The 17,062-nt window shown below is 37.5% G+C and carries 13 protein-coding genes; 7 read left to right on the forward strand and 6 right to left on the reverse strand.

Annotation, left to right across the window (positions count from 1 at the left end):
• Positions 1-192: 192 nt before the first annotated feature.
• The 3 genes from H0173_RS07290 to H0173_RS07300 form a co-directional block, all read right to left on the reverse strand.
• Entirely contained in the window at positions 193-909 is a 717-nt protein-coding gene (locus tag H0173_RS07290) for a potassium channel family protein (RefSeq protein ID WP_221845700.1), read from the reverse strand.
• A gap of 143 nt (positions 910-1,052) precedes the next feature.
• Positions 1,053-1,367 carry a hypothetical protein gene (locus H0173_RS07295; protein WP_221845701.1) on the reverse strand — a complete coding sequence of 105 codons (315 nt, stop codon included), beginning with the start codon at positions 1,365-1,367 and terminating at the stop codon, positions 1,053-1,055.
• A gap of 105 nt (positions 1,368-1,472) precedes the next feature.
• Positions 1,473-1,841 (reverse strand): hypothetical protein, encoded by a 369-nt coding sequence (locus H0173_RS07300; protein ID WP_221845702.1) that lies wholly within the window; start codon positions 1,839-1,841, stop codon positions 1,473-1,475.
• Between the two features lie 384 nt (positions 1,842-2,225).
• On the opposite strand from H0173_RS07300, the gene H0173_RS07305 reads away from it, so the two are divergent.
• From H0173_RS07305 to H0173_RS07320, 4 genes are all read left to right on the forward strand, one after another.
• Complete coding sequence (locus H0173_RS07305; protein WP_221845703.1) at positions 2,226-4,592, forward strand: polyprenyl synthetase family protein; 2,367 nt, start codon at positions 2,226-2,228, stop codon at positions 4,590-4,592.
• Between the two features lie 294 nt (positions 4,593-4,886).
• The gene (locus H0173_RS07310; protein WP_221845704.1) at positions 4,887-5,264 is read left to right on the forward strand and encodes an SET domain-containing protein; all 378 of its coding nucleotides are present in this window, start codon (positions 4,887-4,889) and stop codon (positions 5,262-5,264) included.
• Positions 5,265-5,827: 563 nt separating this feature from the next.
• The gene (locus H0173_RS07315) at positions 5,828-6,682 is read left to right on the forward strand and encodes a malate synthase (protein ID WP_221845705.1); all 855 of its coding nucleotides are present in this window, start codon (positions 5,828-5,830) and stop codon (positions 6,680-6,682) included.
• Between the two features lie 288 nt (positions 6,683-6,970).
• Positions 6,971-8,380, forward strand: a complete 1,410-nt coding sequence (locus H0173_RS07320) for an IS110 family RNA-guided transposase (RefSeq protein ID WP_221845706.1) — start codon at positions 6,971-6,973, stop codon at positions 8,378-8,380.
• Positions 8,381-8,799: 419 nt separating this feature from the next.
• On the opposite strand, the gene H0173_RS07325 is transcribed toward H0173_RS07320, so the two are convergent.
• Entirely contained in the window at positions 8,800-8,964 is a 165-nt protein-coding gene (locus tag H0173_RS07325; RefSeq protein WP_221845707.1) for a hypothetical protein, read from the reverse strand.
• A 240-nt stretch (positions 8,965-9,204) separates the two neighbouring features.
• Between H0173_RS07325 and H0173_RS07330 the strand changes: the two genes are divergently transcribed.
• From H0173_RS07330 to H0173_RS07340, 3 genes are all read left to right on the forward strand, one after another.
• Complete coding sequence (locus H0173_RS07330) at positions 9,205-11,433, forward strand: AAA domain-containing protein (protein WP_221845708.1); 2,229 nt, start codon at positions 9,205-9,207, stop codon at positions 11,431-11,433.
• Between the two features lie 319 nt (positions 11,434-11,752).
• Positions 11,753-12,970 carry an MFS transporter gene (locus H0173_RS07335; protein WP_221845709.1) on the forward strand — a complete coding sequence of 406 codons (1,218 nt, stop codon included), beginning with the start codon at positions 11,753-11,755 and terminating at the stop codon, positions 12,968-12,970.
• A 17-nt stretch (positions 12,971-12,987) separates the two neighbouring features.
• Positions 12,988-14,394 carry a M20 family metallopeptidase gene (locus H0173_RS07340; protein WP_221845710.1) on the forward strand — a complete coding sequence of 469 codons (1,407 nt, stop codon included), beginning with the start codon at positions 12,988-12,990 and terminating at the stop codon, positions 14,392-14,394.
• 57 nt (positions 14,395-14,451) lie between these two features.
• On the opposite strand, the gene H0173_RS07345 is transcribed toward H0173_RS07340, so the two are convergent.
• Both H0173_RS07345 and H0173_RS07350 read right to left on the reverse strand, forming a co-directional pair.
• Positions 14,452-15,744 (reverse strand): helix-turn-helix domain-containing protein, encoded by a 1,293-nt coding sequence (locus tag H0173_RS07345; RefSeq protein WP_221845711.1) that lies wholly within the window; start codon positions 15,742-15,744, stop codon positions 14,452-14,454.
• A gap of 428 nt (positions 15,745-16,172) precedes the next feature.
• Positions 16,173-16,718 (reverse strand): helix-turn-helix domain-containing protein, encoded by a 546-nt coding sequence (locus H0173_RS07350; RefSeq protein WP_221845712.1) that lies wholly within the window; start codon positions 16,716-16,718, stop codon positions 16,173-16,175.
• Positions 16,719-17,062: the final 344 nt, after the last annotated feature.

The following is a 17,062-nucleotide window of genomic DNA, read 5'->3' on the forward strand; positions in this document are numbered from 1 at the left end:
TTCAAATAAAATGAACGCATGCAAGGCTAGTGGGACTGGTCTTGCCAGACCCCCATTATAGTAATAGTTTAATACATTAGTAGGGATTGGCATCTTTTTTTGGTGAGTTTAGTTAGAGAATACCTATGAATATTATTAGTGCCTGATCTCCAGTGTAGTATTACTTTCATACTCAGGCGATCAGGCACTTTTTTAAGTCTGATTATGCTTATTCTTCATTTTTTGCAGTTTTTCAATCATATAGTTATAGTCAATTTCATCAATATTTGGGTAGGCATCAATCGTTTGTTTAATATCCTTAAGCTCCTTTGGGAGTCGGTCATCTCGATTATCCGTAAATATGGAGGCTACTGTTCCTGTTATTAAACCGATGACACCTATTCCCGTTAACATTAGCACGCTCGCAATGATTCTGCCAACCGTTGTTTCCGGGGATAGGTCCCCATATCCGACTGTTGTCATTGTGACAATTGCCCACCAAAGTGCATCGCTATATGAATCAAAACTCGGTTCAATGAACTTCATAGGCAAAGCAATAAGAAAAAGAATGGACATGACTGAAACAACGAAAGTGTCAATTTTGTATTTTCTTAGGAGTTGATCAAGGAAGGCTATGCGTCTGTTCATGATCATTATTAGGCGAATAATCCTGAAAATCCGAACAAACCGCGCAGTCCGGAAAAACTGATCTAAAGGCAGAATGGCAATAAAGTCTAAAGGGTGGCCCTTGAAATACTCCCATTTATTATCACTAATGTATAGCCTAATTATGTAGTCCAGAATAAAGATTCCCCAAATAAACCAGTCGAGAATTGCCCCTTGCTTTGAGGGCAGATCAAGAACAAGGGAAAGTATAACTAATGCAGCTAGGCAAAGCTCATATATGATGCCAAAGTATATTTTTTTCATCCAATCCCTACTTTGTTAAACTATTATTTTGTCATTTTAACATAATAGGTGTGTTTTTTTACCTTCATAAATTTTCATTTTTCGCATCCCTTTTCAATAAATTCGTTCATTTATGTATAGAAAGGGGGGAGAAATCCCCCTTACTAATCTTTAATTTGATACAATACCTTAAATGCTTTTTCAGCAGCTTCTTGATCAAGAATATCTATATGGATTCCATAGATGTACACGCCGTCAACGCTAAATCTCTTATCTGGTATGGAAATTGTTAAAAAGTATTCTACTCCATCATTTTTAAAGCTAGAGCCTTTTGCTAAGTCCGCATATCCATTTTTGTTTTTAACAGAATCTCTGAATGGTTGTGTTTTTGTTAAAAATATATCAACATGTTTGGATACCTCTTTAAGTGTTAATTCTTTACCGATTCCCTTCGACACCGTAACTAATAAATTTTTCATAAAATCCCCATCTATAGGAAAATCCTTACTGTTAGCAATTATGTTAATTTGCTCTAATTTACCATCAATTTCTTTAAACTCGACATTTTTATCATTAGAAAATAATTAATTATCTTCTTTACTATAAGTCCATATTTGGATGCCGGTGGACACTGTGCTTCCGTTTTCGTTAATTCCTGTCACTATTTCATACTCTTCAACATTAGACGGATTAGAGTATCCGTAATCAGTGGATTTTACTAAATCAATCCTAGGATACTCAATCTTTAATGCATCTATTAAAGTATCTCTAGGAATCAACTTCCTGTTAAAGTCTTCTTCATTGAATTTATTATTAAAATTACTATTTGAGACTATGTGATTTCTTATTAAATTGCATCCATTAACTATACCGACAACTATTAATATAATAATTAGTGTTACAACACTCCCTCTAAAACTGCTATTCTTCTTTTTTACTCTAGATCTGCTCATGATTTTCTCCAATCAATTAGTTATTACATTATTCTTATCGGAAACATTTTCACATTCATTTAATATAAGTATTATTTCTCGTTTTCAGAGATTCACTCAATATAAAAGAATCATAGTATTTAGATTTGAGTGTCTACAATGATATAAAATCCACCTAATATGCAATTATAGTTTGCAGCTATGTAAATGTATTTTATCTAAACTGATTGCTTACAGAACTGATACAACTTTACTTTTTAATATCTAATTAAAGTCTATACTTAGCTATTTAGTTAAAACGATGTTATTTTTGAGCAAAATAATTTTTGTCGATTTTTATGAAAAATACTTGAATTAATATTGGAATAGATTTATAGAAGAGATGGTTAAGTTGAGGTAATGATGATGAATAAAGGGTTAATAATAAATGCTGATGCATGCTACCGACTGGCGGAGCGGAGGGCTGCCCAGTACTTTCAATCACTTTATGTGCAAGTCATGGAAAAGGCTTTTGTACCAATCCTAACAAAAGATTTTCAATCATGGAAACATAATCATATTCAACATTCTTTCGTATCCTTTTTTTCGCGTGGAAAGAGAAAAACAGATTCTAAAGAGTATCACCATTATATCCGTTGGCTAGAGCGTAAAGGCAAACTAGATAATTACTTGGATCGAAGCATCTCCTATATTTTCTTGAGGGATCTGGGGAAAGCTCTGGACTCAACTGACACATTGACAAGAGTTCGTCGTGTCGTTGAAAGTATAAAAAATAACCTGACTCATTCCACGGCAACAGATGAGATGTTAAGCATTGTTGGATTGTACAGGAAAGCTCAGAAGGAATGCATTGAATCCACTATGATCTGGATGCTAGAGAAGCTAAAGACTGTAACTTCCAATATTCCAAAGGGAATGGATGCTGAAGAAGCCCAGCGAAAACTGATCAAAATCATAGTCGGGGTCATCATGCATGTCGTCGATGCGATGGATAGTGACATATCAGCAGAAGAACGTAGGCAGAAGCTTGATGAAGCGATTAGGCTAGGGTATTACTATGGTCTGACCTATCCATTCATTGATGATCTACTTGATGCCAAAATCTTATCTGAAAGAGAGAAAAGGCAGTATTCCCAATTAATTAGGACAACACTGACCACGGGAAATGTGCCGGAATTGGGGAAGTGGACGGGAGTATACTCAAGCTTAATACGATATATTCATTCGGAACTTCGTGAGGCCTTTGAGTATATTAAGACCTATCAGAGGCCAGAGGCAAGAAAAAAATTTTTTGAGCAATCCTATGTATTTTTTCATTCGCAGGAAGTGGACCGAGTTAAAGAACTATCGAATGCCAATTACACGAATGAAGAGCTTTATATTCCGATCATATTAAAATCCTCTTCATCACGATCCATTGTCCGTTCAGTCATTAGTGCTTCTGAGGACGAGGGCTTTGACAACCGTACATTCTTTTATGGAATTTACAATCAGCTCGCTGATGATTTTGCAGATATGTTTGATGACATGAAGGAAGGAGCGGTCACACCATATACGTATTATTTGAAATACCATGATAAGCGTCCGGATCTTATCAATCCCTTTGAATTATATTGGACGGTCATTTCCCACTTGATCCATCATGTGTATCATTCTGATGCCAAGACTTGTGAAGTGATGTTGGACCGAGCAATAAATGGCCTAAAGCGATGTAAGGAACGATTGGGAACCAAAAAATACAACGAGTTGATGGATTTATTGGCTTCTGGAACTTCGGAATTCAATAGTTTGATTCAAAATATGGTGAAAAAAGCGGATGATGTGGATTTCTTTGATAAGCTGCTTCGAGATCGTATGATTACTATGCTGAGAAATGAACGGAAAGAGCAAGAAGACTTTTTAAATACGATCGAAACAGTACGAGAACAAATCAACAACGCCCTGCCTATTCATAAAACCAATGATAACTCTACAATGAATGTGCCAATCATTGATGCTGCGAACTACAGTTTGGCAGGCGATGGAAAGCGATTGAGGCCCATAGTTGCTTGGTTCATGGGAGTGAACGTATATGGATTAGATAGTTCAGCCATCGTACCACTTCTAAGATCATTGGAATATATGCACACGGCATCCTTAATCTTTGATGATTTGCCATCTCAAGATAATGCATCAATCCGCAGAGGACGTTCAACCCTCCATCATGTATATAACAGTGCCATTGCTGAATTAACTGCTCTCTTTCTGACCCAGAAGGCAACTTGGGAACAAGCAAATCTTGATCGGTTCGATGCGAAAGTTGTCCTTAAATTGATCCAATATTCGGCTCAAATGACAGAGGAGATGTGTAAAGGGCAAGTAATGGATTTGGAATCTAGAGGGAAGCAATTGACTTTGGAACAATTAAATACGGTGAGTTTTTATAAAACTGGAATTGCCTTCGAAGCTTCTTTAATCATGCCTGCCATTCTTGCCCAAGCAAATGAGGCAGAAATGGAAACTCTGAAAACATTCGCCCGCCATGCCGGCATTGCGTTTCAGATTAAGGATGACCTCCTTGATGTTGAAGGAGATCTAACCTTACTAGGAAAACCAATCGGCAAAGATGCTGAAAACAACAATATGACTTTTGTAGCCATCCTAGGTAAGGAAGGTGCCAGAAAAGCAATGTGGGAACATTACTGTCTGGCGATGGAAGCGATAGAAGAAATGCCGCGTAAGACTTCATTTTTGAAGCATCTTTTGAATTATATGGTGAATAGGGATCGTTGAGAGGTTGTTATCGATCAATCTAGTTAGAATAGGTTTTAAAAAAGAGTTTATATTCAACAAGGGATTGAACCGAAACCCGAATAGTGGACACTAATATTTTGTGCCTGCCCCCTAGTACATTAATCCATTAATGCATTGGGGGGCAGGCACCTTTTTTAAAATTGTAAACTTTAAGGTTAGTGAAGTTTCAAAAAACGAATCAAATGTCTTGTTTGAAGTATAAAAAATGAGCTCAAGGTTCAATTAAATGTTACAGTTAGAAAGATAAATTTTAAAAGTGAGTAGGCGAACAATATGATTGAGGTAAAAACATCTACACTAAGTGATGGAGAATTCAACAGAGGGGTATTTGCTACACGTGATATCAAAAAAGGAGAGCTTCTGCATGAAGCACCTGTCATTGCTTATCCAAACGACCAGCACCAACACATTGAGCAAACGATACTGGCTGATTACGCTTTTGAGTATGGGAAAAATCATTCTGCTATCCTACTTGGTTATGGAATGCTGTTTAACCATTCTTATGAACCTAATGTAACTTATGAAATTAATTTTAGCAACCACACATTTGACTTCTATGCTTTCACAGATATAAAAGCAGGAGATGAGATTCTAATCAATTATAATGGCGATGTTGATGACAAAGATCCACTTTGGTTTAATCAGGATTAAATCCTGGACCGATACCTTTTGCTGAAAGTAACGTGCAAAAATATGTGAAAAAATCGTGCAAATATCCAAAACATCGTGCAAATCTGGATAAGAAACGTGCATATAAACAAAATATCGTACAAAAAGCTGTTTTTGATTATTAATTCGGTGTCTGATACCCAGTGTGTTAATCCAGTAATACATTGGGGGCAGGCACCTTTTGTTTGCTTCTATTCGGATCTAGGGCATTGAGGTTTCGCGATTTTTTGGAGCCCTATATTTCACAGTTATTTTAATAAGATAAAAAGAATAAAATTTTATTTTACCTCATGATAAAATATATTGTCAACAATAATTTTGTGATATTTTCAAAAAAATGATATAATAGTGTTACAATTGTTTTTTTAATCGTATTCCGAATTCCGCTGTATTTTTTTGCTTATAGAAAGCGGATACGTTTTTTTAATATCCATTTTTAGCCGAAGAACAATTGTGTGAGCTTTAAAGGTAAGTTAGTTGAATAAAATGATCAAATTACTATCTAATAGTAACCGAGTTTTTATTCTACAAGGAGGACTAGAATAATGAATCTAATCAATAAGAAAGTTACACACAAGAGTTTTGGCATGGGTAGTATAATTAAACATAATGATTCTAGTATTGAAATACATTTCGCATTGGAAAATAAAAAGTTTGTTTACCCCGACGTATTTGAGAAACACCTAAAACTACATGATAAAAGTATGGCTCTTATACTTGAAAAAATTATACAAAAAAAGGAATTGGAACGAAAGGAGGAAGAATCGAAGAAGGAAGAGGAAAAAAAACTACAACGAAAAAACCTGGAACTTCGCTTGGAACATGAAAAACTTATGAGAAATCATAAACTTCATCCCGAATCACAAATGGTTTTTTGGTGTGACACAGAAGAACAGAATAGTTCTTTTTCAGAATGGAAGGTTTTCTCAGGTGTAATAAAAAGTGGTGATAACAAGGGGAATCCAAACAAACCCATCCGTTTGTACAAAAATAGTGCTGTCCTGTTAACAGCAATAGATTCTGATAAGCCTGAAAAAGATAGACGTATCTTAGGGGTCTATATGGTGAATGAAAACTTTATCGGTAAGCTTTGTGAAGATGGATATATTCCTGCTCATTCAAAATACAGACTCCAACTTACAGAACAGGAATCCGATCAGATGCTTTTCTGGGAATATTATACAAATAAGAAATTCCCACACAAAATGACATGGAATACAGGTAAATACCGTTATTTTGATAATTTATGGATAGCTCAAATTTTGCATGATATAGTTTCGTTGAAAAGTGATCCAAAGGAAAGAGAGCTGGCACAACAATTTTTAAAACATTTTTGTAAAATGAATCAGATAACAGATCGAGAGTTACCAAAGCCTAATGGTGCATTAATGCGTATTTAGACGTTATCCCAAAGTTCTCGGTTCCTGACCCCCCAATGCGTTAATACATTGGGGGTCAGGAACCTTTTTTCATGTGGGAACATTACTGTTTGGCGATGGAAGCGATAGAAGAAATGCCACGTAAAACTTCATTTTTGAAGCATCTTTTGAATTATATGGTGAATCGAAGGCTAATGTGCCTAGTATAGTAAATAGTTAATAAATAAAAAAAGACCACCGTTTTCATTGTAAAATAGAAGTACCTATCACAGAACTTCCAATTACTATCCGACCAAGGAGATGAAAACGATGGCATATTCATTATTGAATCACATTCAAGGTAAAAAAGGAAGTCGATGGGCACAATTTGTACGGGACACGGGATCAGAAAATTTACTGGTAGTGGCTATTGATGCAGCTAAATTTACACATAAGGTATTAATTTGTACGTTTTATGGAGATGTATTAGTGAAACCCTTCGAGTTTGATGCATCTTTGTCTGGATTTGAGAGAGTTAAAAAGCAGATCCAACTAGAAAAGGACAAGCATGGAATGCAGGATGTAGTTGTGGGGATTGAAACTACTGGACACTATTATGAGGATCTTGTCCGGCGTTGTCATTTAGAGGGTTTTCATGTTCGTATTGTTAATTCAGCGACCACAGCACAAGAAAGAGATGCCCTCTTAAATTGGTCAAAGACAGATAATTTAGATTTAATGGCGATTGTTCAATCCATTATACATGGAAGAGGAACTTCGAATGAATTATCTTCAGGCAATGTACATACATTACAAAAACTAACAAGGGCACGTCGCGAACTAGTCGATGAACGTACAGCTACTCAAAATCTCATTCGTATGCATATAGATCATATATTTCGGGAGTTCCAGGGGAAAAGTGTATGGAAAAATGGAAAACGTGAACACTGTCAACCCTTTTCTAAATTATTTGGCAAGGCACCTCGTTATATAATGCGGCACCATCCACATCCAAGCGATATTCTTGCGCTAGGAGAAGATTGGCTACGAGCACTCTCTATTCGTGAGAACCTTAAATTAAGAGATCAATCTATTAAGACATTACTAGAATTTGCGAAAGAATCAATTTCTCAACCTAAAAAGTATGTAGAGGCAGATATATTTCTTCTCATTCAAAAACTCGACAGATTAGAATTATTGGATCATCAAATCAAGGTATTAGAACGAAAAATTGAAGATTTATTCATAGAGACAGAGGGTGCCGTTATACTCACTGTTCCAGGAATAGGGGTAGTAACAGGAGCTGAATTTTTCGCAGAAATGGGCGATATCTCTGATTTCGATCATGCGGGGCAATTAATTAAACTGGCTGGGACCAATCCGATTGTTAAACAATCGGGAGGACATAAACCCACTTACTATGGTATTTCCAAACAAGGTAGGAGAACCTTTAGGAATATTACCTATCAAGTTGGAAAGTCCTTGGCTGTTAATAACCCCGAAATGAAACAGAGATATTTGGACCTTAAAGAACGTGGAAAACACACCCGGCAGGCATATGTCGCTCTTGGAAATCGGATGATACGCCTTGCCTTTTCAATGATTCGCAATCGGACATTATACAGTACTGATCAAGAGAATTATGTGTTAATTAATGAATTAAGTAAAAAGCTAAGAGCTGCCAATGTGAAGAAATTTTATGAACAACATATCTCGTCAACTGTCTGTCTATCAGCTTAGATTAATGTTTTTTATTAGTTAATTTTGCAGTCCTGTTTTAAATGGGGCTTCTCTAGGACGTCAGATCACATTGTTTTTCGTGCCTGAGGCTTCAAGACCTCGCGGGTCAGCGTTATGGATCTTGTCCTACAAATACGGATAATACGTGAAAATCAAAGTTTAAATTTGCTAGGCGGTATCACTGTGGGATGAAAATGCAAGGTCCTTTCACGTTCTAGAGAAGCCCTATAATAATATTCTGTGATAGTTGAGTACTCAAAAAAATGGAAATTGGGCACTTTACTTAAGGTCGGCCTTTTTTAAGAAAAATTGACTCTTGATTTATTTACAATTATACGCTGACCCCTAGTACGGTAATACTTTTATATTACTTGGGAACAGGCATTTTTTTTCTGAAAACGGCTCAATTGATTGGCATTTTAATCCCGCATCCCCCCAGCTTCCCGCGAAGTCACCGCCCCTTGCCCTGCACTCACATCTTTCCTAATTTCCTGTTTCACCTTCTGCGGATCCGTTCCAACAACTCCAGATTGCATATTAGAACCAGAACCTAAATTCTTATTAGCCTGTTGATTCGGTTTCATACAAATCCTCCTCAATTGATTATTTAACCTTCATATTATTTACAAATACCACTCATATATCCCTAGGATTTAAGCCTCCTCTCAAATGACATCTACTTTTTCCAATGTTTACAATCCGAAATACGCATGCGGATTACCATACGAGGCAATCATTTTAATGTATAATAACCGTCAGTAGAACTTACAAGTACCGGATTTGATTTAACATAATCAACAAGTAGTAAATAACAAGGAGAGCAAATGACAACAACCAAAACATATATCAAAGAATGGCAGCAAGCCTTACAACAAGAGATTAATCACTTAAAAAAGTTTGGCGGGAGCCGCTATTCTGTTATAAATGGAAGGCTGTTATCAAACGACGGCCCGTATAGCTACTATTTTGATACAGCCATTTCATTGAGGATACCGGTTGGTTCCTCGATAAAATTGGAATGGGGAACGATGAAAAGCAGTGGAAAGGTGCTTTCCTCTGAGGGCAGGGGAATCATTCTGGCACTAGAGCATAGCTTTGGCGACCTTATCCCAGAAGCGTATTTGCTGCATGACCCTTGGGAATTGCTTGAACAATTAATCGAGCGATTGGATGAAATCAAAAAAAGCAAACAGAAGCGGCTGCGAGTGCAGAGATTGATGAACCCTTCCATGGAAACGAAACATCCGGAGGAAAAGATCAAAAGCAATGTTCATGAATTGGTTTTGCGGTCTAAATACAATCCTGCAACGTTCGTTTGGGGCCCCCCTGGTACTGGAAAAACATACACCTTAGCGAGAACAGCTTCGAATAAATATATGCAAAAGAAAAAAGTGTTGATTTTGTCGCATAGCAATCAGGCTGTCGATGTCTTGATGAGTGAAGTGACTGATTTTCTTAAAAAGAAGAAAAAGTTCAGTGAAGGGGATGTACTTCGCTACGGCGGGAACGTTGGAGAAACGCTCTCAGCCCATCATGAAATTACCACAAATCTGCTGATTGAAAAGCAGGACCCGCTCCTTGCTCAGGATCGTGAGAGATTAGTGGAAGAAAGGCGCCACTTAAAGCAAGACTTGGCTCATTCCTTCAGTAAACGAGATTCGGATCATCTGCTGGAACTAGAAACGAAAATTGCTAGGATTCTGGAGAAGGTACGGAAACAAGAAGTTGAATTAGTTAAAGAGGCGTTCATTGTAGGCACTACGCTGGCAAAGGCGGCTAGTGATAGCGCGATTTATGAAGAGGATTTTGACCTCGTCATCCTTGATGAAGCAAGTATGGCTTATGTACCACAGGCCGCTTTTGCCGTAAGCTTAGGAAAGCGAGTCATTATTTGCGGTGACTTTAAGCAATTGCCACCGATTGCTTCAAGCCGAGATCCTCTTGTAGCGGAATGGCTGAAAGAGGATGTGTTCCATAAGGCGGGAGTAGTGGACTGGTTGAATGAAGAGAAGCTTCATCCGCAGCTTTTTTTATTAAAAGAACAGCGGAGGATGCACCCGGATATTTCAGCTTTTACGAATCGGTACATCTATCATTCACTAGTTGGAGATCATGAAAGTGTTAATAAAAGTAGAAATAGCATCGTAGGCCAAGCTCCTTTTAAAGAGCAAGCTGCTGTGCTATTGGATACGAGTTTCACAGGTTTGCATTGTTTAAGTGATAAAGCAACCAATTCTAGATTTAATTTATGGCAGTTGCTGCTGTCTTTTCAATTAATACATGAAGCATATTTAAGTGGAGCGAAATCGATTGGATATGTAACACCATACCGTGCTCAAGCGAATCTCATGGAGATGTTTCTCGAAGAAATATATGAAGAAGAGCGCAGTGGAGCGGATATTATTGCAGCAACTGTTCACCGATTCCAGGGAAGTGAACGGGATGTGATGATATTTGATACCGTCGATAGTGCTCCACAAGAGCGGGCTGGTATGCTTCTAACCGGCAAGGAAAGTGAACGATTGATTAATGTTGCCATTACGAGAACGAAGGGGAAATTTCTTCACGTCAGCAACAGAGATTTTATCGAAAAGCATGTTTTCGCAAAAAAAACGCTTCGCCAGCTTGTTGATCATCAAGTCCGGAATAACCAAACCGTCACTACAAAAGAAATTGGTTCATGGATTCAAAACCAACACCCAAAATTAAGATGGATGCATGCACGAAAACTGGAAGCTGTTTTTCAAGATCTGCTAAAGGCAAAGTCATCGATTATCATCTCCTTGCCAGAGGGAAGCAAGTTATCTGAAGAGTGGACGAAGCATCTATCAAATAGAGGAAAACGAGTAAAATTAACCGTTATTTCGAATCAAGAGTGTAGCGATTCCGATGTTTGGCTGGACGAGAGCTTTGCATTTCCATTTGTGATCATCGATGAGAAAGTACTGTGGCTCGGACTTCCGCTAGAAGGTGCGAGAGGAGTTCAGCCTCCTTATGTAGCGGCGAGGCTTCGTTCGAGTAAAGTGTGTGAGTATTTGTTAAAACAGATTTAATTAAACTATTACGAGTTAGATGTGATATAACGACTAAAGCTAAGATTGATAGTTGTGGAAGAACCAATGACATTCATTATTTGAAAAAAATAATTTCTATGTTTACGCCTCTCACATTTGTTGAGAGGTATTTTTTTGTATCAACTAGTGAAACTGATTCATGGAAGATATGAAAGAGCTATTCGTAATATTTAGAAATATATTGCGAAATAATAATATCGAATATATAATTAGGGACAAGACCGTTATTGACCGAAAATAGTGAAAGTTAGGTTTTAGCAGGTTGGTTTTATTCTTACTACGCGGAAGGTGAAAATGTATGGGTTTACAAATGAGCACTGGCAGACGCAACTTTATTTTTTCATTGTTGTTTCTTGGATGGCTGGTTGATTCGTTAACATTGTTTGGAATGAATGTTGCAATTATTCCAATTAGTAAAGAATTGAATTTATCTCAGACACAGAGCGGTATGGTCATTAGCAGCTTCTGGCTAAGCAGTGCAATGATGACTCTGATTGCCGGATGGGTCTCTGATAAGTTTGGTTCAAGAAAAGTTATCACGATTGCCGTATTTATCATTTCGCTATTTTCATTGTTAACTGGGATGGCAGGATCATTCGTAGCGATTTTAGGGATTCGCTTTGTTCTTGGATTGGGTGATGGAGGACTGCCTACAGGAAGCGGGGTTGCCATTACCGAAATTTACAAAAGAGAGGTTCGAGCAAGAGCCAAGTCAATGCTTCTTGCGGCACAATTAATCGGTGGGGTGCTTGCATTATACCTTACAGGATTAATCTCAGACGTTTGGGGCTGGCGAGTAATGTTTTACATTGTTGGTGGTCTGGGTCTTGTTACAACCCTATTATTAGTCAAATTTTATAATCCGCCAAAAATGGTAAAGCAAACGCAAGAACAGTCTAATTCCTTACCAATGAAAGAATTATATAAAAGTAAAGTTCTATGGACGATCGTCATCATGTATTTTTGTTCAAGTGTAGTGCATTGGGGTTTTTCTTCATGGCTACCGTCTTATTTAGAGGAAACTCGCCATTTAAATTTAAGGGCAGTAGGATCTCTTTCTATGATTCCGCAGGCATGTGGCTTAGTTGCTGCAGTTCTTACAGGCTATTTAATTGACAAAGCTTTAGCAGGTAAAGAAAAACTAATTGTCATAATTGGGGCCATCGTTTCTGGAGTTTGTTTGTATTTAATGTTTAAAGCACCAAATATTCAAGTGGCGCTTACGTATCAAAGTATTTTCTCTATTGGCGATTCCATGATTGCAATGGCCATTATTACAATACCGCTTAAATACGTTTCACAAAATATTATTGGCTCCTTCATGGGCATGATGTATTTTGCTGGGGGATTAGCCGGATTTATTGCTCCAACGGCAATGGGTGCTCTAATCGACGGATTTGGGGGATCATTCGAAGCGGCATTTTTCTTCCTTATTGGTGCACTAGTTGTTGTTGTTATTTGTGGGTTATTATATAAAATCCCAACCAATAATCCTAGTTTCGTAGGAGATAATTAATATAAGAGGTGTAGGAAATGGACTATCGTACGCGATTATCACAAATCATTGAAGATAAGCGGGAGAAGCTGATTGGAGTAAGTAATAAGATTTGGAGCTATGCCGAAACAGGCTTCGAAGAGTTTAAATCAGCAGAATTATTATGCCAAACGTTAATAGAAGAAGGATTTTCGGTAGAAAAAGGCATTGCCAATATTGAAACCGCCTTCATGGGCAGTTTCGGCAGCGGTAAACCGGTGATTGCTTTTTTAGGAGAGTTTGATGCACTTACAGGATTAAGTCAATCTGGCGGCGTTACTCAAAAGACTCCAGAAAAAACTGGAGGAAATGGCCATGGCTGCGGTCATAACTTATTAGGAACAGGATCACTTGCGTCTGCTATCGCACTAAGATACTTCATGGAGGAAAATAACATCAAAGGGACGGTTCGCTATTATGGCTGTCCTGGAGAGGAAATTGGCGGCGGCAAGACGTTTATGGCCAGAGACGGAGTGTTTGATGATGTGGATGTTGCCTTAACATGGCATCCGGGAACGACTAATAACGTATGGTCTGTGGCAACCCTTGCTTGTTATGAAGTTTACTTTAAATTTAAAGGAAAAAGTGCGCACGCAGCAGCTAGTCCACATTTAGGGAGAAGCGCACTTGATGCGGTTGAACTTATGAATATCGGCGTAAACTATTTACGGGAGCATATCATACCTGAAGCTCGTGTACATTACGCCATTATAAATACTGGCGGCCTTTCTCCAAATGTTGTCCAAGAGGAGGCGGAAGTATTGTATTTCGTTAGGGCACCAAGGGTGTCGCAAACAGAGGAGATTTATCAGCGAGTTTGCGAGATTGCGAGAGGAGCTGCGCTAATGACGGGAACGCAGGTAGAAGTCGATCTGGCCTCAGCTCTCTCAAATGTGATTCCGAATACAACGTTAGAAAAAGCGATGTATGATAATTTCTTAGCACTAGGTATTCCTGAATATTCAGATGAGGAAGTACAATTTGCCAAGGAGATTCGTGCCACATTGGAAGAGGCAGACAAACAATATGAGGTACAAAAAAATCGCTCTATGGCAGGTAAAGACCTAGCGGACAGCATCGACCCGTTCACTCCAGATGTTTTTATGGCCGGTTCAACAGATGTGGGCGATGTCAGCTGGATTGTTCCGACTGCACAATGTATGACTGCATGTGAACCGCTTGGCACACCTCTTCATACGTGGCAAATTGTCGCTACCGGAACGACTTCATTAGCTCATAAGGGAATGTTGCATGCCGGAAAAGTCATGGCTTCAACGGCCTTAACCGTTCTCCAACAACCAGAGCTTATCGAGAAAGCTAAGCAAGAGCTTGTAGAGCGTCGAAATGGGGAAGAATACATGTGTCCATTACCGCCGGAAGTAAAAGAATATAAAGTTAGAATCTAAAAAAACGGAGAGCACACTCTAATGAATGTGCTCTCTTTTCAACGTTTACCTTTTAGATTAAAATGGAGAAATTTTATAGATTTTTCGCGGCCTTCCACGTGTTTGAGGCTTCTCCTCAGCAACCACCTCGGCAAATCCTTTTTCCTCAAGAGTCGTTAATATTCTTCGGGCACTTCTTGCGGGGATTTGCATGTAATTGGCAAGCTCATTTGCGTTCAGTTCATCACTTGCTAATTTTTTTAAGGAGGATTTCAGTTTATTTAAAGTCATCACACTAAGGGATGTTTGTTGGCTAATGGATTCTAATTGTTTTGATGTATAGGAATAGGTGATTTTTTCTTGTTTCCCTAAAGGACCTGTGAATCTCTTATCATCAAAACAAACCATCCATGAGCCTTTTCCGCATTCTTTTGCATGAAGTAAGGCATTCCCTGCATTAATTTCAGCAGCGTACACCGTTTGACCAATACCAATTCCACAAGTAATAGCCTGTTTATTAAACCAGTCAAAATCATCGCTATATGGCAAGTGGCTGAAGTCTCCTGTTATTTCCTGCATTAATCCTCTTGTTGTAAAAATAACATAGCGCCCAAATCCCGATGATTTAATTGAACCATGTACTTTATTTGTATAGGTGAGCAAATTTTCCATTACTTTAAGCTCAATTCTATAAAGTTCATCGGTTGAAAAAGCATCCTTTTTCATTCCGATAAACGTGTCAATTTCGATAATCTGGACAGCAGTTTGAGTAGACTTATAATGCAGCATTTCATAGGTGCGAAGCATATTCGTCAGCACTGCCTCAACCGCCATTGAGGATGGAAGAAGCCGATAAGCAGGAACACCAAGCATCTTGAGTTCATGATCAATTGGATGTCCAGTAACGACAGCTTTCGTTTGACCGTTTTTCCAAAGATCAAAATGATATTGCACTAAACCTGTAAGCGAGATCATCTCGGATTCGACATATTTCGGCTTAGTTTCTATGCCTGCCTCCTGTAATGCCCGTTCCCATGAAAGAAAATCGGTAGCATCAAAGCTGATTTCATCCACTTCAATTTTTTGTTCATATAATACGCGTAACACAATTTTATACAGGGAGGAACCGTTGTAATCTATACAAAATATAGGAGATGCAATTCGATTCCAGTCCTGAACGATATTATAGGTGATGGGTCCAGTACAGAGCCACATATCCATTTGTTCAATAAATGGCGATACCTTCTCATCCAAGTCTTCTAAAGTCAGACATTCAAAAGGTGTACAAATGAATTCTGGCCTTTCACTAATAACGGACTGGACAAATTCCAAAGAATCAGACGGACCTAATAGGCCGAGTCGAATTTTCAAGAACGACCCTCCTCTTCTAATTTAAATAAAAATACATATATTTGAAATTATTTTTCCAATTCATATTTTAATTTAATTATATCAAAAGTATAAATATTAAAGTAGAACTATAAAAAAGAAAGAGGTTTTCTTTTACATTTAGTAATGAAGCCGCTTATTTATCGTGTATGCAATTTTTCACAACCATTTTCACCAATTTATCAGATGCTCTTATTTGGAAAGTATTAAAAGCAAACCTTTAATTGGACAATAAAACATTAGTCCCCGTTCTAAGTTAAAATAGTGCATTTCCGGAAAAAGGGTGACAAAGTCATTAACCGGTTCATATTACGTTGGTTTTAATCATTCATTTAAGGTTTTGAAAAGGTGATGGCAACAGCTATAACTCACAGTGCGGAGAGCACAGTGGGTATTTTTCTTAATGAAACTTATACGGGAATACTTGAAATACAAAGGAATTTTACAATCGAATCAGTTTTATTTATCCAGTTGTGTGGGGTAGTAGAATCTAAGAAAATACAGTCAAATGGTTTTAAATCATGTTCCTCTTTATCTATAAGGATTGTAAGCGTTCCTTCTAGGACGTAAAGAAATTCTTGCCCTGAATGTGAATAAGAATCCTCTCTATTACCACCTGGATTGAGTAAAACTAATATAGGATTAAATAGTGGATTTTCAATGTTACCCGCTAAATCTCTATAAAAAAATGGATTATCAAGGGTGTTTGTTTTACTAATTACGTTTCTCATAACAGCTGGCGCTGCTTTCTTATCGGATTCCGAAAAAAAGTAGCTTGGATTGACTCCAAGTGCTTCAGAGATTTTTTTCAATGATTCAAGCGTTATGGATGATTTTGAACGCTCTACTTGAGATATAAAGCTGATTGATAGATTAGTCTGATCTGCTATTTGCTTTAATGTTAACTTTCGTTCTTTCCGTAAACTCTTTATTTTTTCTCCAATTAAATCATTCACTTTACTCAACTCCCTTCACAGCTATTCATCACGCTTACTATTCTACGAAAGTTTATTTGCATAAATTTTTTTTACTTTCACTTTAATAACTTCAATCGTTTTACATAAAATTAAGTCCCATATGCCACAGATACTTATCAAATAAAAATAAAAGTATTTTACTGTAGATTTATTGATTTTTAGGTCGATGAATACATAATAAAACTCCTTATTATTAGGTTTGGCAGTCCTGTCCAAATCCCTAATCAAAAGGAGAAAACTTAGATAAGAATAACACAAAAGTCAAAATTTATGAACTATTAAAGTAATTAACGAACAAAAATAAAGTAAAAACTGAAGTGCTA

Source organism: Bacillus sp. S/N-304-OC-R1 (assembly GCF_019749375.1).
In the GTDB taxonomy this organism is placed as follows: domain Bacteria; phylum Bacillota; class Bacilli; order Bacillales; family Cytobacillaceae; genus Cytobacillus.

What these genes read in the sequence shown, in the direction of transcription:
- H0173_RS07295 (WP_221845701.1), bottom strand. Translation starts at nt 1,367, where the DNA reads ATGAAAAATTTATTAGTTACGGTGTCGAAGGGAATCGGTAAAGAATTA.
- H0173_RS07320 (WP_221845706.1), top strand. Translation starts at nt 6,971, where the DNA reads ATGGCATATTCATTATTGAATCACATTCAAGGTAAAAAAGGAAGTCGA.
- H0173_RS07330 (WP_221845708.1), top strand. Translation starts at nt 9,205, where the DNA reads ATGACAACAACCAAAACATATATCAAAGAATGGCAGCAAGCCTTACAA.
- H0173_RS07310 (WP_221845704.1), top strand. Translation starts at nt 4,887, where the DNA reads ATGATTGAGGTAAAAACATCTACACTAAGTGATGGAGAATTCAACAGA.
- H0173_RS07315 (WP_221845705.1), top strand. Translation starts at nt 5,828, where the DNA reads ATGAATCTAATCAATAAGAAAGTTACACACAAGAGTTTTGGCATGGGT.
- H0173_RS07290 (WP_221845700.1), bottom strand. Translation starts at nt 909, where the DNA reads ATGAAAAAAATATACTTTGGCATCATATATGAGCTTTGCCTAGCTGCA.
- H0173_RS07300 (WP_221845702.1), bottom strand. Translation starts at nt 1,841, where the DNA reads ATGAGCAGATCTAGAGTAAAAAAGAAGAATAGCAGTTTTAGAGGGAGT.
- H0173_RS07335 (WP_221845709.1), top strand. Translation starts at nt 11,753, where the DNA reads ATGGGTTTACAAATGAGCACTGGCAGACGCAACTTTATTTTTTCATTG.
- H0173_RS07305 (WP_221845703.1), top strand. Translation starts at nt 2,226, where the DNA reads ATGAATAAAGGGTTAATAATAAATGCTGATGCATGCTACCGACTGGCG.
- H0173_RS07340 (WP_221845710.1), top strand. Translation starts at nt 12,988, where the DNA reads ATGGACTATCGTACGCGATTATCACAAATCATTGAAGATAAGCGGGAG.
- H0173_RS07325 (WP_221845707.1), bottom strand. Translation starts at nt 8,964, where the DNA reads ATGAAACCGAATCAACAGGCTAATAAGAATTTAGGTTCTGGTTCTAAT.